Origin of the sequence: Pseudogulbenkiania sp. NH8B, assembly GCF_000283535.1 — a bacterium.
Taxonomy (GTDB): domain Bacteria; phylum Pseudomonadota; class Gammaproteobacteria; order Burkholderiales; family Chromobacteriaceae; genus Pseudogulbenkiania; species Pseudogulbenkiania ferrooxidans.
The window spans coordinates 460,001-477,543 of sequence record NC_016002.1 but is presented as its reverse complement, the minus strand read 5'-3'; the positions used below and the strand labels follow the sequence as shown (position 1 = coordinate 477,543).

Genomic DNA, 17,543 nt, shown 5'->3' with positions numbered 1-17,543 from the left:
AGTACATTTGCATTCCACTACTGAACAAGCATTCAGCAATCACCATGAGCGAACCCACCCTGCCGCGCTGGCAGCGCAAGAAAGACGCCCGGCCGTCGGAAATCCTCGACGCCGCCCTGAGCCTGTTCGTCGAAAAAGGCTTTCGCGCCACCAAGATGGAAGACATCGCGCACGCCGCCAACGTCACCAAGGGCACGCCCTACCTGTACTTCCAGAACAAGGAAGAAATCTTCAAGGCGGTGATCCAGGTCAACCTGTCGTCGCGCTTCGCCGAATTCGCCGAGATTGAACGACAGCACAGCGGCAGCGCCGCCGAGCTGTTGCAGCAGCTGATGTTCAAGTGGTGGGACGAGGTGGGCTGCACCGAGCTGGCGGGTATCTGCAAGCTGGTGATCGCCGAGGCCACCAACTTCCCCGAACTCGCGCAGTTCTACGCCGCCGAGGTGATCCAGCCCAGCCTCTGCATGGTCGGCCGCATCCTGCAGCGCGGCATCGCCAACGGGGAATTCCGCGCGGTGCCGATCGAGAGCGCCACCGACGCCCTGCTGGCGCCGCTGGTGCTGGCGATGACCTGGGCGCATTCGTTCGGCAAGGTGGTGCCGGAGGGCGCCGGCTATTCCTACAAGAATTCGCGCCATCATCTGGCCGAGGCCCTCGACCTGGTCCTCAACGGCCTGTGCGCCCCCAGTCATAACAACAACTAAGCAAGGCCCAACACGATGAAGACACCTCACTCTCGCTGGCTCCTCACCGCCGTGGCGGTGTTCGGGCTCGCCGCCTGTGCCAAGGAGGCGACGGTACAGGAAGAGATCCGCCCGGTGCGTTACGTCACCGCCGGCGACAACGCTTCCCTGCCTGGCGCCCGCTTTGCCGGCGATATCCGCGCCCGGCAGGAAACGCCGCTGGCCTTCCGCGTCGGCGGCAAGATCGCCCAGCGCCTGGTGAATGCCGGCGAGCGGGTGAAGAAAGGGCAGCTCCTGGCCCGGCTCGACGCCAGCGACTACGAACTCGACCTCACCGCCAAACAGGCCCAGCTCACCGCCGCCCGCTCCGACCTGATGCAGCAGGAGGCCGACCTCAGGCGCTCCCAGGAACTGCTGGGCAAGCAGTTCATCAGCCCGGCCCAGGTCGAGCGCCAACAGAACACCGTCAACGCCGCGCGCGCCAAGCTGCAGCAGGCCCAGGCTCAGCTGGCCGGCAGCCGCAACCAGAGCGCCTACACCACGCTCGTCGCCGACGCCGACGGCGTGATCGGCAGCGTCAGCGCCGAGGCCGGCCAGGTGGTCGCCGCCGGCCAGCCGGTGCTGAAATTGGCCATGGATGGCGCGCGCGAAGTCGCGATCCAGGTGCCGGAGAACGCCCTGGCGGCGCTGCGGGCAGCCAAGGCGCTGCAGGTGAAGCTGTGGGCCGACGGCCAGACCTTCAACGGCAGCTTGCGCGAGCTGTCGGCCGACGCCGACCCCTCCACCCGCACCTACGCCGCGCGCATCAGCCTCGACGGCGCCAACGCCGGGCTGGCGCTCGGCATGAGCGCGACCGTGACGCTGCCGGCGCCGGACAGCGACCGGAACCTGCAGCTGCCGCTCTCCGCCCTGCTCGACCAGGACGGCCGGCACTACGTCTGGGTGATCGATCCCAAGAGCCACAAGGTTGGCCGAAGAGAGGTCAGCGTGCAGGGCATCGACGACAGCGTTGCCCGCGTCAGCGGCGCGTTGAAAACCGGGGAACAGGTGGTGAGCGCCGGCGTGCACTTGCTGCGCGACGGCCAGCCGGTCCGCCTGCTTCAGCCTTGAGGTGCCCGCCATGAAACAACGACTCAACCTGTCCGAGTGGGCGCTCAAGCACCAGGCGCTGGTGCTGTACCTGATGATCACCCTGATGCTGGCCGGCGCCTGGGCCTATACCCAGCTGGGGCAGAAGGAAGACCCGTCGTTCACCTTCAAGGCGATGATGGTCAAGGTGGTGTGGCCCGGCGCCAGCGCCAGCGAGATGGAACAGCAGGTCACCGACAAGCTGGAGCAGAAGCTGCAGGAGCTGGACGGGCTGGAATACGTCAAGAGCTTCACCAAGCCCGGTGAGGCGCAGCTGCTGCTCAACCTGCGCGAAGGCATCGCGCCGGACAAGGTGCCGGGGCAGTGGTACCAGGTGCGCAAGAAGCTCGGCGACATCCGCCAGAACCTGCCTGCCGACCTGAAAGGCCCATTCTTCAACGACGAATTCGGCGACACCTTCGGCAACATCCTCGCCTTCACCGGCGACGGTTTCAGCGCCGAGGAGCTGCGCCGCTACGCTGACCGCACGCGCCAGGAGGTGCTGCGCCTGCCCGACGTCGGCAAGGTCGACATCGTCGGCGAGCAGCCGGAGCGCCTCTACGTCGACCTTTCCACCACCCGGCTCGCCACGCTGGGGCTCGACACCCGCACCGTCTGGAACGCGCTGGCCGAGCAGAACGCGGTGACGCCGGCCGGGGTATTCGAGACCGCCGGCGAACGCATCTGGGTACGCCCGAGCGGCGCCTACGGCACCCTGGAGGCGGTGCGCAATACCCCGATCACGGTGAACGGCCAGAGCTTCCGCCTCGCCGACATCGCCACCGTACACCGCGCCTTCGTCACCCCACCCGGCTTCAGCATGCGCTTCAACGGCAAACCGGCGCTGGGGCTTGCCATCAGCATGAAGGACGGCGGCGACGTGCTGCGGCTGGGACGCGACCTCGACCAGTTGCTGGCACGCGTCAAGGCGGCGCTGCCGCTCGGCGTCGAGATTTCACCGGTGTCGGACCAGCCCAAGGTGGTGCAGCACTCGATCAGCGAGTTCATGCATTCGCTGATCGAGGCGGTGGTGATCGTGCTAGCGGTGAGCTTCTTCAGCCTGGGCTGGCGCTCGGGCGTGGTGGTGGCGCTGTCGATCCCGCTGGTGCTGGCGATGACCTTCCTCGCCATGTACTTTTTCAACATCGACCTGCAGCGCATCTCGCTGGGGTCGCTGATCATCGCGCTGGGCCTGCTGGTGGACGACGCCATCATCGCGGTGGAGATGATGGCGCTGAAACTGGAACAGGGCTGGAACCGCTACCAGGCGGCCACCTTCGCCTACACCAGCACCGCCTTCCCGATGCTCACCGGCACGCTGATCACCGCCGCCACCTTCCTGCCGGTGGGGCTCGCCAAGTCCAACGCCGGCGAATACGTGTTCAGCCTGTTCGCCGTGGTCGGGCTGGCGCTGGTGCTGTCGTGGGTGGTGGCGGTGATCTTCACCCCCTACCTCGGTTTCAAGCTGTTGCCGACGTTCAAGGCCGAGGGCGAGCACGCCGACGTCTACCACAAGCCGTTCTACCGGCGCTTTCGCAGCGTGCTGGAATGGTGTCTCGACCACCGCAAGAGCGTGATCGCCGCCACGCTGGCGCTGTTCCTGCTGTCGCTGGGGGCGTTCAGGCTGTTCGTGCCGCAGCAGTTCTTCCCCTCCTCCAACCGCGTGGAACTGCTGGTCGACCTGTGGCTGCCGCAGGGCGCCAGCTACCAGGCCACCGAGCGCGAGACGAAGAAGCTGGAGGCGATGTTCGCCCATCACCCCGGCGTCGACAGCATCACCAGCTACGTCGGCGGCGGCTCGCCGCGCTTCTACCTGCCGCTCGACCAGCAGATGCCGCACCTCAACTACGCCCAGCTGATGGTGATGACCCGGGACGAAAAGGTGCGCGAAACGGTCAAGCGCGACCTGGAGCGCGCCTTCGACAGCGACTTCCCCGCGCTGCGCGGACGCGTGATCCGGCTGGAAAACGGGCCGCCGGTAGGCTATCCGGTACAGTATCGGGTGATGGGCGAACGCCACGAGCAAGTGAAACGCATCGCCGCGCGGCTGGAAGCGCTGCTGCGCAGCCAGCCCGGCACACGCCAGGTCAACAACGACTGGGGCGAGCAGATCAAGTCGCTGCGCCTGGTGATCGATCAGGACCGCGCCCGTACCCTCGGCGTGTCGAGCCAGAGCCTGGGCCGGCAGTTGCAGCTGTTGATCTCCGGCGCCGCCGTGACCGAGTTGCGCGAGGGCGACCGCACCATCACCGTCGAGGCGCGCCTCAATCCGGCCGAGAAGACCGACGTCGCCGGCCTGGGTAACCTGATGGTGCAGGCCGCGAACGGACGCTTCGTCCCGGTGTCGCAGCTGGCGCGCATCGAGTACCAGCCGGAGGAGAGCATCATCTGGCGCCGCAACCGGCTGCCGACGGTGACGGTACGCGCCGACACCGCCGACGGCGTGCAGGCGGCGGACGTGGTGCAGGCGCTGGCTCCCCGTCTCAAGCAGCTGGAAGCCACGCTGCCGCTGGGCTATCACATCGAGATGGGCGGCTCGGTCGAATCCAGCGTGAAATCGCAGCAGGCCATCGCCAAGGTGGCGCCGCTGATGATCGTGGTGGTGCTGACCCTGCTGATGTTGCAGCTGCAGAGTTTCCAGCGCACGCTGATGGTGGTGCTCACCGCGCCGCTCGGCATGATCGGCGTGACGCTGACGCTGATCGCCTTCCGTGCCCCGTTCGGCTTCGTGGCGATGCTGGGAGTGATCGCGCTGTCGGGCATGATCATGCGCAACTCGGTTATTCTGGTGGACCAGATCGAGCATGACATCGGCGAGGGCATCGAGCGCTGGGAGGCCGTGGTCGGCTCCACCCTGCGCCGCTTCCGCCCCATCATGCTGACCGCGCTGGCGGCGATCCTGGCGATGATTCCGCTGACGCGCAGCACCTTCTGGGGGCCGATGGCGGTGGCGATCATGGGCGGGCTGCTGGTGGCCACGGTGCTGACCCTGCTGTTCCTGCCCGCGCTGTACGCGCAGTGGTTCAAGGTGCGGCGTGCCGCGCCGCATGCGCAGGACCACGTCGCGCGCGCCACTCCGGAGGCGCCCGGCACGGCACCGCAGCCGGCAGGCGCCGAGGCATGACGAGCATGGCACGCCTCGGCCGGGAAGCCGCCCGCCACGCCGTTACCGGCGCGGCGGCCCCGAACCAGAACGACATCATCCGGAACAGGCTCCGGCAACAGCCTTTGACGAGAACAGCAATGACATCACGCATCCGTACCCTGACCGCTCTGCTGATCGCCGCCGCGGCGCTGCCGGCCCAGGCCTTCGACCTGGTGGAGGCCTGGCAGCAGGCGCGCGGCTACGACGCGTCCTTCGCCGCCGCCGGCTACGACCGCGACGCCGGCCACGAAAAAGCGCCGCAGGGCCGTGCCGGCCTGCTGCCGCAGGTGGCGCTGAGCGCCGACTACAGCCGCACCAACCTGATCCAGCCCTCCGTCGCCGGCGGCAATTTCACCACGCACGGCGTCGGCGTGCAGCTGACGCAGCCCGTGTTCGACGTCAGCAAGTACACCGGCTACCAGAAGGGCAAGACCAGCAGCGCCCTGGCCGACACCCGCTTCGCCGCCAGCGAGCAACAGCTGATCGTCGACGTGGCGCAGGCTTACTTCAACGTGCTGCTGGCGCAGGACACGCTGGCCTCCACCCAGGCCACCAAGAAGGCCTTCGCCAGCCAGCTGGAGCAGGCCAAGACCGCGTTCGAGGTCGGCACCGCCACCATCACCGACACCCACGAGGCGCAGGCCGGCTACGACGGCGCGGTGGCGCAGGAAATCCTCGCCGAGAGCGATCTCGAGATCAAGCGCAACGCCCTGCGCCGTCTCACCGGGCTCGATCCGCTCGCGGTGCAGGCCGTCACGCCGGCGCTGCCGCTGGATCAGCCGACCAACGTCGATCTCGACGGCTGGATCGCCCAGGCGCTGGCCAATAACCTCGACATCAAGGCACAGGAGCAGAACCTGGCGCTGGCCAGTCAGGACCTGACCGAGAAGCGCGGGCAGCGCCTGCCGGTGGTGTCGCTCACCGCCGGCTACAAGGACAACACCGACAACAGCACCCTCCCCGCGCACACCCGAGCGTCCTCGGTCGGGCTGCAGCTGACGCTGCCGCTGTACGCCGGCGGCGGCATCAACTCGCGGGTGCGTGAGGCGGCGGCCAACGAGAACAGCGCCAAGGACAAGCTGGAAGCGACGCGCCGCCAGGTGCGCGAGCAGGTGCGCCAGGCCTATCTGGGCGTCACCAGCGGGGCGGCCCTGGTCAAGGCGCAGCAGCAGTTGCTGGTCTCGGCCAAGAGCAAGCTCGACTCCACCCGGCTCGGCAAGGAGGTCGGCGTGCGCACCAACCTCGATCTGCTGCAGGCCGAGCAGGAGTACTACAACGACCAGACCCAGCTGGCCAAGGCACGCTACAACTACCTGCTCGCCAAGCTGCAGCTGGCGCAGGCCGCCGGCCAGCTGGGGCCGCAGCAGCTGGCCGAGGTCAACGCCTACATCGTGCGCTGAGCCTCACACGGCGTGCCGGCGCGATGAGCGGGCGGTGCGCCGGCCCCGGCACAGCGCGATGCCCCGCTTTGTTTAGCACCGCCCGGCACGGTGGCCGCTCCTGCCCCTCGCCACCGCCTGCGTGCCTGCGCCGTGGCACGATTCGAGCACAGCCCGTCGGGCTTGGCTAAAGTCCTGACTTCTTCCTTTCTAAACAAACGCTTACGCTCCTTTACTCGCCCTCCGGCCGGCTTCCTCCGGCCGGTTTTCTTTGGCGGCAGCGCAACACTCGCGCCGTCCTGCCGTTTAATTTATTAAGTACAACGTAGCTTTTTAATAAACACCCGTCTAGAATTTGCTCAACCCGTGCTGCTCGCCGGGCCCAGACCGATTCAGCAGAGCGGCCCACGACGACGGCGCACGCCGCTATCGCCGCAGGGCCCCCGGCATGGACCCGTAGAGACCACCCCACTCAGCCCGACACACAGGCACAGAACACAGGAGAGACCTCATGAGCAACCAACAACTGCAGCAACGCAAAGCCGCCGCCACTCCGCGCGGTGTCGGCGTGATGTGCGGCTTCTACGCCGAACGCGCCAAGAACGCCGAGCTGTGGGACGTGGAAGGCAACCGCTACATCGATTTCGCCGGCGGCATCGGCGTCCTGAATACCGGTCACCTTCACGACAAGGTGCAGGCTGCCGTGGCCGAACAGTTGAACAAGTTCAGCCACACCTGCTACCAGGTTGTCCCCTATGAGCTCTACGTCGAGGTGGCCGAGCAGCTCAACGCCCTGACCCCGGGCGACTACGCCAAGAAGACCGCGTTCTTCTCCACCGGCGCCGAAGCCGTGGAAAACGCCATCAAGGTGGCGCGCGCCGCCACCGGGCGCTCCGGCGTGATCGCCTTCGGCGGCGGCTTCCACGGCCGCACCATGATGGGCATGGCGCTGACCGGCAAGGTCGCCCCGTACAAGATCGGCTTCGGCCCGTTCCCGGCCGACATTTACCACGGCCTCTACCCGAATGCGCTGCACGGCGTGTCGATCGCCGACTCGCTGACCAGCCTCGAGCGTCTGTTCAAGTACGACATCGAGCCGTCGCGCGTCGCCGCCATCATCTTCGAACCGGTTCAGGGCGAAGGCGGCTTCGTGCCGGCCCCGACCGAGTGGGTGAAAGCCCTGCGCGCGCTTTGCGACCAGCACGGCATCCTGCTGATCGCCGACGAGGTACAGGCCGGCTTCGCCCGCACCGGCAAGCTATTCGCGATGGAACACTTCGGCGTGGCGCCGGACCTGATGACGCTGGCCAAGTCGCTGGCCGGCGGCTTCCCGCTGGCCGCGCTGGTGGGCAAGGCCGAACTGATGGACGCCCCGGCCCCGGGCGGCCTGGGCGGCACCTACGCCGGCAGCCCGCTGGCGCTGGCCGCGGCCAAGGCCGTGATCGGTGTGATCCAGGAAGAAAAGCTGCTGGAGCGCGCCAACCGTCTGGGCGAGGAACTGAAGGAAAAACTGCACGGTCTGAAACAGGCCGTGCCGCAGATCGCCGAAGTGCGTGGTCTGGGTGCGATGATCGCCGTCGAATTCAACAAGCCGGGCAGCCACGAGCCGGATGCCGAGTTCACCAAGAAGGTGCAGCAGAAGGCGCTGGAGTCCGGCCTGATCCTGCTGACCTGCGGCACCTACGCCAACGTGGTACGTTTCCTGTTCCCGCTGACCATCGAGGACAGCGTATTCCAGGAAGCGCTGGCCAAGCTCGACGCCGCCCTGCGCGCCTGAGAACCTCTGTTCACGATCTGTCGCGAGCATCCCTCAGCGGGGCGAAGAGCAGCGCAGAAACCGGAATGTACACACAGTACATGAGGATTTCGAGCCGCACATGAGCCCCGATCAGGGATGCGCAGCAAGATCGTGAGTAGGTTCTGAGTCGCCCCACCTTCGGCCAACCTGTCCAGGTTGGCCGAAGTGTCCCGCACACGGAGAACATGATGCTGAACCTGAAAGACCCGTCGCTGCTCAAGCAGCAGTGCTACCTCAACGGTGAGTGGCTGGACGCCGACAACGGCGAGACCATCCCGGTCACCAACCCCGCCACCGGCGAGACCATCGCCCACGTGCCGAAAATGGGCCGCGCCGAAGCCGAGCGCGCCGTGGCCGGCGCTGCCGAAGCGTTCAAGAGCTGGAAGAAGAAGTCGGCCAAGGAGCGGGCCAACCTGCTGCGCAAGTGGTTCGACCTGATGATGGCCAACCAGGAAGACCTCGGCGTCATCCTGACCGCCGAACAGGGCAAGCCGCTGGCCGAGGCCAAGGGCGAAATTGCCTACGGCGCCAGCTACATCGAGTGGTATGCCGAAGAAGCCAAGCGCATCTACGGCGACACCATTCCGTCCACCGGTGCCGACAAGCGCATCCTGGTGACCAAGGAGCCGATCGGCGTCACTGCCGCGATCACGCCGTGGAACTTCCCCAACGCCATGATCACGCGCAAGGCCGCTCCGGCCATGGCCGCCGGCTGCCCGATGGTGGTGCGCCCGGCCAGCCAGACGCCGCTGTCGGCGCTGGCCATCGCCGAGCTGGCGCACCGCGCCGGCATCCCGGCAGGCGTGTTCTCGGTGATCACCGGTGGCTCCAGCGAAATCGGCGCCGTACTGACCGGCTCCGACACGGTGAAGAAATTCTCCTTCACCGGCTCCACCGAAGTGGGCCGCAAGCTGATCGCGCAGTGTGCCGATACCGTGAAGAAAGTGTCGATGGAACTGGGCGGCAACGCACCATTCATCGTGTTCGACGACGCTGACCTCGACGCCGCGGTCGAAGGCGCGATGATTTCCAAGTACCGCAACGCCGGCCAGACCTGCGTCTGCGCCAACCGCATCCTGGTGCAGGACGGCGTGTACGACGCCTTCGCCGAGAAATTCGCCGCCGCCGTCGCCAAGCTGCAGGTGGGTAACGGCCTGGAAGCCGGCGTGACGCAAGGCCCGATGATCGACCTGAACGCGGTGGCCAAGGTGGAAGAGCACATCGCCGACGCGCTGGCCAAGGGTGGCAAGCTGGTCACCGGCGGCAAGCGCCACGCCCTGGGCCACAGCTTCTTCGAGCCGACCGTGATCACCGGCGTGACGCCGCAGATGAAGGTCGCCAAGGAAGAAACCTTCGGCCCGCTGGCGCCGCTGTTCCGCTTCAAGACCGAAGAAGAAGCGATCCAGATGGCCAACGACACCGAGTTCGGCCTGGCCTCGTACTTCTACGCGCGCGACATCGGCCGCATCTTCCGCGTCTCCGAAGGCCTGGAGTACGGCATGGTCGCGGTGAACAGCGGCATCCTCTCCAACGAGGCCGCGCCGTTCGGTGGCGTGAAGCAATCCGGCCTGGGCCGCGAGGGCTCCAAGTACGGCATCGAAGACTATCTGGAAATCAAGTACGTGCTGCTGGGCGGTATCGACCGCTGATGAATTTGTAAGACCCTGTCAGGTGTGAAGCGAATTAGGGCCGGCTGAGACCGGCCCCTTTTTTTTTTGCCGCTTGGCCGAACGACAGGCTTCGGCCAACCTTGGCGGCAACGCCCGGTCTCAGTGCAGCCGCGCCACCCGCTCCGACAGCGGAATCCCTGCTTCCTTGAGGCAGGAGGCCAGGTCGTGGAACGACAGCTCGCGGTCCGGCGCCACATCCGGCACCAGCATCCACGGCGTATGGGCCAGGACCTCCTCGCTGCCTTTCAGCTTGAGGCCGACGTCGTAGCCCTGCAGCTCGGGCTGATACTCCGCCACGGCTTCCAGCTCCTGCAGACCGCCCTGGCCCGCCACCACCAGCGCCACCGTCATGCCCAGGCGCTTGCGGTTCCAGGCCTGCACCCCGGCGGACAACGCCTCCCACCATGGCAGCGGCGTGAACAGTTCGGCCTCGCCGTACTCCATCTCGCTGGCGATGGCCTGCTGCACCACCGGCATGGTCAGCTCCAGCGCCTTGCGGCCGAGCTGACGCACGCGCTCCACGGTCAGCACGCCGCGCTCGACGATGAACGGAATCCACGCCAGCACCAGCTGCGGCTGCTGGGTCTTGCGCGCCGCCTCGAAGGTGGCGCGCGCCGGCTCCGGCTCGACCGGGGCGAAATCGCAGCCGCTGTCCATCACCGGCGCCAGGTGCACCAGGTTCTGGCAGGAGCGCTCGTTGAGCATGTCGAGCGTGAAGAGGGTCGGCGACACCCACAGGATGGCCTGCGACGGCACGTCCAGCGCATCGGCCAACACCCCCTCGATGCGCTCCAGCAGCGGGAAGTGCCACCACACCCCGCCCTGCGCGCGCGAGAACGCCAGCGGCAGCGCCCACAGCTCGAACGACACGCTGCTGCCGTCCTGGCGCACCACCTCCGGGAAGGCGATGCAGTCGCGCGCGGTATCGACCAGCAGTTGGCGCGCCGGCACCTCGCCCTGCAACGCCAGCTGGGCCTCGGTGAACACGGCCTGGTCGCCACCCGCCAACGCCATCTGCACGTCGGCGGAGAGCTGCACCCGACGCACCGGGTCGACCACCGCGGCCTGGGCGGTTTCGGTTAGAGAACGGATCGCGCGCGCACGCTCGGCCGGCGGCAGCGGCTCGCTCGGCCCGACCCGCATCTCGCGCGCCTTCGGCCCCATGTCGCGCTCGTTGTAGACCTGCTGCAGGCGCTGATAGGCCGTCATCGCCTCGTCGCAGATGGACTGCAGGCGGGCGGCGCTGGGCACCTCGTCGCGGAAGGAAAAATCGAACAGCCTGAAGCCGCTGTTGCAGACGTAATGGGTCAGCTGCTCGTCGTCGTCGAACAGCACGGCACTGGCGAACTCGGTGCTGTCGCGGCCGGCGAACGGCGTCACGTCGTTGCCGACCAGGCGGCAGACGAAGGCGGGCGATCCGGTGTGGACCACGTACTCCCACGGCTCCAGTCCGGCCTCGTCCACGGCGTCGCCGAAAATGAAACGGCTGGGCGGCTGCGGCTCGCCCTTGATGCGGGCATTGCGGGGATGGGGTTTCATCGGTCTCTACATCGATCAGCGGAATAAACATTGTATTTTACTCCGAGCCGAGCCAGCGGTGAAACCTATCGACCTCTCCAGCCCGCTCGCTCAGCGCGCCCCTCTCGCCGCCACCAGCGCCGCCATCCGTGCCGCTCCGGCGTCGCCGCTCGCCGCCAGCCCGGCGGCCACGCCCGCCCGGTTAGCCGCGGGCTGGTTCTGGCTCGCCTTCCATTTGCCTTCCAGCCGACTGACGACGAGCTCGATGCCGACCACCGCCGCCAACAGCTTGTCGATGTAGTCGGCCGGGGCATCGCTCAACTGCCAGGGCGACGCCATGCCGGCTTCGTGCTCGGCCGTCAGCAGCGTCAACTGTTCGCGCAGCCAGTCCCGGTCGTCGATCACACGCAGCCGGCCGTAGGCGTGCACCGCCACGTAGTTCCAGGTCGGCACCGCCTTGCCGTCCGTGTGCTTGCTCGGATACCAGCCCGGCGACACATAGGCGTCGGGACCGTGGAAGACCGCCAGTGCCTCGCACTCCCCCGTGACGTTGCGCCACAAGGGGTTGGCGCGCGCGACATGGCCGCGCAGGCAGCCCGACGGGGCCGGATCGGGCGACCACAGCAGCGGGATGTGGTTAGCCTCGAGCCCCGCCGCCGTCGACGCCACCAGCATGGCCAACGGCGCCAAGCGCATCAGCTCGTGCATGGCCTCCGTGCTCGGGGCCTCGAAATGTTTGGGCAGGCACATCTCACGCCTCCCGGCTATCCAGCTTGAAGCGCAGGTGCTGCCGCACCGCCGGCCACTCCTGGTCGATGATCGAGAACACCACGGTGTCGCGGTAAACGCCGTCGCCCAGCAGCTGGTGATTGCGCAGGATGCCATCCTGCTTGGCCCCGAGCCGGGCAATCGCCGCGCGCGATGCCTGGTTCATCCAGCTGGTGCGAAACTCCACGGCGATGCAGCCCAGCGTGTCGAAGGCATGCGCCAGCAGCATCAGCTTGCACTCGGTATTGATCGCGGTGCGCTGCGCGCTCTGCGCATACCAGGTCGAACCGATCTCGACACGCCGACGTTCCTGTTCGACATTCATGAAGGTGGTCATGCCGCACAGCTCGCCACTGTCGAGCCGGCGTATCGCGAACGGCAGCATGCTGCCCTGCTCCCACAGCGTCAGACGGCGCTCGATCTCGGCGCGCATGCCGTCCGGGGTCGGGATCGCGGTATACCACAAACGCCACAACTCCCCGTCGCGGACCGCTGCCGCCAGACCATCATGGTGCTCCAGCGTCAGCGGCTCCAGCCGGGCGTACCGTCCATTCAAGGTGATCGGCTCACAGAACCTCATTGCATGCTCCCTTCAACCACGTATCAAAGCGCTTCATGGCGCCACCCTCAGCATGAGCAGGCCGCCGGACCGCTCGGCCCGGCTTGCCGTGCCAGCTCGCCGGTCACGGTCGCATAGCCGTCGCGCTTCCACCAATCGACACCGCCGATCAGTTCGCGCACCGGGAACCCCAGCTCCGCCAGCTTCAGCGCCCCCTTGGTCGACGCGTTGCAGCCGATGCCGTCGCAGAACGTCACCAGCAGGCGGTCGCGCGGCAGACCCGCGGTGCTCTCCGCCGTCATCAGCCGATGCGGCCGGCTGAGCGCACCGGGCAGGGTCTCGCGGGCATAGGCATCGGCCGAGCGGGCATCGATCAGCAACAGCGGTTCGCCACGCTCCAGCATGGCGTAGACATCGGCCGAATCGATTTCGTAGGCCAGCTTGGCCGCATAAAACGCACACGGATCCATCAGCATCTCGGACTCCTCTTCCCAGAGTGGACATGGAGTCAGGCTACAGGCAAAGTCATCCCGTCAAAAGAACCACTTTGCTATCGATGAAGGAACCACCTTGAGCAGCGATTGGATCGTCGACGCCCTGCAGCAAGTCCTCCAGCGCGAGGGCAGCGCAGCGCTGCACCGCCAGCTCTATCATCAGCTGCGCGACTGGATCCGCCAGGGACGTCTATCCGGCGGCAGCACCCTGCCCGCCTCGCGCCAGCTGGCACGCGAGCTGCAACTGGGGCGCAACACCGTGCTCGCGGCCTACGACCAGCTGCAGGCCGAAGGCTACCTGGAGAGCCGGCACGGCTCGGGCACCTACGTCTCGGATGTCTTCACCGGGCGCGACTCACCGTCACCCGCGGCAGAAGCCCGCCTGCCCGGCCTCAGCCAGCGCGGCGAGCAACTGAGTCGCCACAGCAATCTGCCGCAAGGCGTGCTCGGCGCCTTCGCACCCGGCGTCCCGGCGCTGGATGCCTTCCCGCAGCAGCAATGGCAACGTCTGTTGTCGCGCCACAACAAGCAGCCCTGCCTCGACTGGCTCGGCTACTGCCACGATGGCGGACTGCCGGCGCTGCGCGAGGTGCTGTGCGATTACCTGCGCCAGTCACGCTCGGTACTGTGCCGTCCGGAACAGATCGTGATCACTCAGGGCGCCCAGCAGGCATTGGAACTGTGCGCCCGCCTGCTGGCCGATCCGGGCGACACGGTTTGGCTGGAAGAACCCGGTTACGCCGGGGCGCAGGCGGCGATGACCGCCGCCGGCCTCGACATCGTGCCGGTTCCGGTCGATGCAGAAGGATTGAACCCGGCCCTGGCCCCTCCCGCGCGCGCTCCCCGGCTGATCTATGTCACCCCGTCGCACCAATACCCCAGTGGCGTGGTGATGACGCTGGGACGGCGTCTGGAGTTGCTGAAGTTGGCCGAAGCCCACCGCAGCTGGATCGTCGAGGACGACTACGACAGCGAATTCCGCTACCACTCGCAGCCGCTCGCCTCGCTGCAGGGGCTGGCCAACGGTGGCGCTGTAATCTATCTTGGCACCTTCAGCAAGGTCATGTATCCCGGCCTGCGCCTGGGGTATCTGGTTCTGCCGGAAGCCCTGATCGATCCGTTCCGCGCCAGCTACGCCCGCTTATACCGCGAAGGGCATTACGCCATACAGGCGGCACTGGCCGACTTCATCGCCGAAGGCCACTTTGCGCGCCACATCCGGCGCATGCGCGAGCTCTACCAGATCCGCCAGACGCTGCTGCGCGAAACACTGCATCAGAGCCTGGGGGAACAGCTGCCGCTCTCTCCCGGCGAGGCCGGCATGCACCTGGTCGCCAGCCTGCCGGGTACGGTGAACGAGCAGCAGCTGAGCGCCGTCGCCGCGCGCGAAGGACTATGGCTGCGTCCGCTCGCCCGGCATTTCTGGGGACCGGCCACACGGCGGGGACTGGTACTGGGATACGCCGGGGTGCCGGAAGCCGAGTTGTGCCGTGCAGCACGACGGATGGCGGAATTGTTCGAACAGGAAATGCAGCACCAAGGCCGGTGATCCGGCCTTTTTTCTTGCCGTCTGCGGAGAGGGGGAAGATGGACGCGGTGGAGGATGCATTCCGCCAGCACAAAGCAAAAAGCCCAGCTCGGATGAGCTGGGCTTTCATGAGGGGAGTCTGGCGGTGTCCTACTTTCACACGGCAAGGCCGCACTATCATCGGCGCTAAGGCGTTTCACGGTCCTGTTCGGGATGGGAAGGGGTGGGACCACCTCGCTAAGGCCGCCAGACATAAACTGTCAACAAACGGGAAGAAGCCTGGAAGCCTCTCAGCTTCCATTTCGAATTGGGTAATCGATCGTACGTCGCACTCTATTCACCGCGTGGCCCAAGCCACTCAAATGATAGGATCAAGCCTCACGAGCAATTAGTATCGGTTAGCTTCACGCCTCACAGCGCTTCCACACCCGACCTATCAACGTCCTGGTCTCGAACGACTCTTCAGGAGGGTCAAGCCCTCAGGGAAGTCTCATCTTCAGGCGAGTTTCCCGCTTAGATGCTTTCAGCGGTTATCTCTTCCGAACTTAGCTACCCGGCAATGCCACTGGCGTGACAACCGGTACACCAGAGGTTCGTCCACTCCGGTCCTCTCGTACTAGGAGCAGCCCCCGTCAAACTTCCAACGCCCACTGCAGATAGGGACCAAACTGTCTCACGACGTTTTGAACCCAGCTCACGTACCACTTTAAATGGCGAACAGCCATACCCTTGGGACCGGCTACAGCCCCAGGATGTGATGAGCCGACATCGAGGTGCCAAACTCCGCCGTCGATGTGAACTCTTGGGCGGAATCAGCCTGTTATCCCCGGAGTACCTTTTATCCGTTGAGCGATGGCCCTTCCATTCAGAACCACCGGATCACTATGTCCTGCTTTCGCACCTGCTCGACTTGTCGGTCTCGCAGTTAAGCCACCTTATGCCATTGCACTATCAGCACGATTTCCGACCGTACCTAGGTGACCTTCGAACTCCTCCGTTACACTTTGGGAGGAGACCGCCCCAGTCAAACTGCCTACCATGCACTGTCCCCGATCCGGATCACGGACCAAGGTTAGAACCTCAAACACACCAGGGTGGTATTTCAAGGACGGCTCCACTGAAACTAGCGTCTCAGCTTCATAGCCTCCCACCTATCCTACACAAGTCTGTTCAAAGTCCAATGCAAAGCTACAGTAAAGGTTCACGGGGTCTTTCCGTCTAGCAGCGGGGAGATTGCATCTTCACAAACATTTCAACTTCGCTGAGTCTCAGGAGGAGACAGTGTGGCCATCGTTACGCCATTCGTGCGGGTCGGAACTTACCCGACAAGGAATTTCGCTACCTTAGGACCGTTATAGTTACGGCCGCCGTTTACCGGGGCTTCGATCAAGAGCTTGCACCCCATCACTTAACCTTCCGGCACCGGGCAGGCGTCACACCGTATACGTCCACTTTCGTGTTGGCACAGTGCTGTGTTTTTGATAAACAGTCGCAGCCACCGATTCTCTGCGACCTCTCGAGGCTTCAGACGCGAGGTCCTACACCTTAAGAGGCATACCTTCTCCCGAAGTTACGGTATCAATTTGCCGAGTTCCTTCTCCTGAGTTCTCTCAAGCGCCTTAGAATTTTCATCCTGCCCACCTGTGTCGGTTTGCGGTACGGTTCTCGTATAGCTGAAGCTTAGTGGCTTTTCCTGGAAGCGTGGTATCAGTCACTTCGGTTCCGTAGAACCTCGTTATCACGTCTCGGTGTTAACAAAGGAGCGGATTTGCCTACTCCTTCCACCTACCGGCTTGAACCAGGGCATCCAACACCTGGCTGACCTAACCTTCTCCGTCCCCACATCGCACTATACGAAAGTACGGGAATATTGACCCGTTTCCCATCGACTACGCTTTTCAGCCTCGCCTTAGGGGCCGACTCACCCTACGCCGATGAACGTTGCGTAGGAAACCTTGGGCTTTCGGCGAGCGGGCTTTTCACCCGCTTTATCGCTACTCATGTCAGCATTCGCACTTCTGATATCTCCAGCATGCCTTACGACACACCTTCACAGACCTACAGAACGCTCCCCTACCATCTGCACTTGCGTGCAAATCCGCGGCTTCGGTTATCAGTTTGAGCCCCGTTACATCTTCCGCGCAGGACGACTCGACCAGTGAGCTATTACGCTTTCTTTAAATGATGGCTGCTTCTAAGCCAACATCCTGGCTGTCTAGGCCTTCCCACTTCGTTTACCACTTAACTGATCATTTGGGACCTTAGCCGGCGGTCTGGGTTGTTTCCCTCTTGACGATGGACGTTAGCACCCACCGTCTGTCTCCCATGCTCGCACTTTCCGGTATTCAGAGTTTGCCATGGTTTGGTAAATCGCAATGACCCCCTAGCCATAACAGTGCTTTACCCCCGGAAGTGATACATGAGGCACTACCTAAATAGTTTTCGGGGAGAACCAGCTATCTCCGAGTTTGTTTAGCCTTTCACCCCTATCCACAGCTCATCCCCTAGTTTTGCAACACTAGTGGGTTCGGACCTCCAGTGCGTGTTACCGCACCTTCATCCTGGCCATGGATAGATCACTCGGTTTCGGGTCTACGCCCAGCAACTAAAGCGCCCTATTCGGACTCGGTTTCCCTACGCCTCCCCTATTCGGTTAAGCTCGCTACTGAACGTAAGTCGCTGACCCATTATACAAAAGGTACGCAGTCACCCCTTGCGAGGCTCCCACTGTTTGTATGCATCCGGTTTCAGGTTCTATTTCACTCCCCTCCCGGGGTTCTTTTCGCCTTTCCCTCACGGTACTGGTTCACTATCGGTCGATCACGAGTATTTAGCCTTGGAGGATGGTCCCCCCATCTTCAGACAGGATTTCG

Annotated in this window: 11 protein-coding genes and 2 rRNA genes (1 of these 13 cut by a window edge); 7 read left to right on the top strand and 6 right to left on the bottom strand. The window is 64.9% G+C overall.

Translation table 11 applies throughout. The features are described from left to right. Positions 1 to 44: 44 nt before the first annotated feature. The 6 genes from NH8B_RS02205 to gabD all read left to right on the top strand — a co-directional run bounded on the left by NH8B_RS02205 (position 45) and on the right by gabD (position 9,782). Positions 45 to 704: a TetR/AcrR family transcriptional regulator gene (locus NH8B_RS02205; RefSeq protein ID WP_014085817.1), complete on the top strand. Its 660-nt coding sequence runs from the start codon at positions 45 to 47 to the stop codon at positions 702 to 704. A 15-nt stretch (positions 705 to 719) separates the two neighbouring features. Continuing rightward, the gene (locus NH8B_RS02200; protein ID WP_014085816.1) at positions 720 to 1,793 is read left to right on the top strand and encodes an efflux RND transporter periplasmic adaptor subunit; all 1,074 of its coding nucleotides are present in this window, start codon (positions 720 to 722) and stop codon (positions 1,791 to 1,793) included. 10 nt (positions 1,794 to 1,803) lie between these two features. After that, positions 1,804 to 4,935 (top strand): efflux RND transporter permease subunit, encoded by a 3,132-nt coding sequence (locus NH8B_RS02195; RefSeq protein ID WP_014085815.1) that lies wholly within the window; start codon positions 1,804 to 1,806, stop codon positions 4,933 to 4,935. A 119-nt stretch (positions 4,936 to 5,054) separates the two neighbouring features. Further along, positions 5,055 to 6,356 (top strand): TolC family outer membrane protein, encoded by a 1,302-nt coding sequence (locus NH8B_RS02190; protein WP_014085814.1) that lies wholly within the window; start codon positions 5,055 to 5,057, stop codon positions 6,354 to 6,356. A gap of 490 nt (positions 6,357 to 6,846) precedes the next feature. Continuing rightward, positions 6,847 to 8,112, top strand: a complete 1,266-nt coding sequence (gene gabT, locus NH8B_RS02185; protein ID WP_014085813.1) for a 4-aminobutyrate--2-oxoglutarate transaminase — start codon at positions 6,847 to 6,849, stop codon at positions 8,110 to 8,112. A 209-nt stretch (positions 8,113 to 8,321) separates the two neighbouring features. Next, the gene (gene gabD / locus NH8B_RS02180; RefSeq protein ID WP_014085812.1) at positions 8,322 to 9,782 is read left to right on the top strand and encodes an NADP-dependent succinate-semialdehyde dehydrogenase; all 1,461 of its coding nucleotides are present in this window, start codon (positions 8,322 to 8,324) and stop codon (positions 9,780 to 9,782) included. Positions 9,783 to 9,902: 120 nt separating this feature from the next. Here the strand turns inward: gabD and NH8B_RS02175 are convergent, their stop codons facing one another. From NH8B_RS02175 to NH8B_RS02160, 4 genes are all read right to left on the bottom strand, one after another. Beyond that, the gene (locus NH8B_RS02175) at positions 9,903 to 11,342 is read right to left on the bottom strand and encodes a hypothetical protein (RefSeq protein ID WP_014085811.1); all 1,440 of its coding nucleotides are present in this window, start codon (positions 11,340 to 11,342) and stop codon (positions 9,903 to 9,905) included. Positions 11,343 to 11,432: 90 nt separating this feature from the next. Beyond that, complete coding sequence (locus tag NH8B_RS02170) at positions 11,433 to 12,071, bottom strand: FMN-binding negative transcriptional regulator (RefSeq protein WP_014085810.1); 639 nt, start codon at positions 12,069 to 12,071, stop codon at positions 11,433 to 11,435. A 1-nt stretch (position 12,072) separates the two neighbouring features. Continuing rightward, positions 12,073 to 12,669, bottom strand: a complete 597-nt coding sequence (locus NH8B_RS02165) for a GNAT family N-acetyltransferase (protein WP_014085809.1) — start codon at positions 12,667 to 12,669, stop codon at positions 12,073 to 12,075. A 47-nt stretch (positions 12,670 to 12,716) separates the two neighbouring features. After that, complete coding sequence (locus tag NH8B_RS02160) at positions 12,717 to 13,124, bottom strand: rhodanese-like domain-containing protein (RefSeq protein WP_014085808.1); 408 nt, start codon at positions 13,122 to 13,124, stop codon at positions 12,717 to 12,719. Between the two features lie 94 nt (positions 13,125 to 13,218). On the opposite strand from NH8B_RS02160, the gene NH8B_RS02155 reads away from it, so the two are divergent. Next, the gene (locus tag NH8B_RS02155) at positions 13,219 to 14,691 is read left to right on the top strand and encodes a MocR-like pyridoxine biosynthesis transcription factor PdxR (RefSeq protein ID WP_014085807.1); all 1,473 of its coding nucleotides are present in this window, start codon (positions 13,219 to 13,221) and stop codon (positions 14,689 to 14,691) included. A 116-nt stretch (positions 14,692 to 14,807) separates the two neighbouring features. Here NH8B_RS02155 and rrf read toward each other — a convergent pair. Together rrf and NH8B_RS02145 are read right to left on the bottom strand one after the other, a co-directional pair. Further along, positions 14,808 to 14,921 (bottom strand): 5S ribosomal RNA (rrf, locus tag NH8B_RS02150). 116 nt (positions 14,922 to 15,037) lie between these two features. After that, a 23S ribosomal RNA gene (locus NH8B_RS02145) occupies positions 15,038 to 17,543 on the bottom strand; it runs 385 nt beyond the window's last position.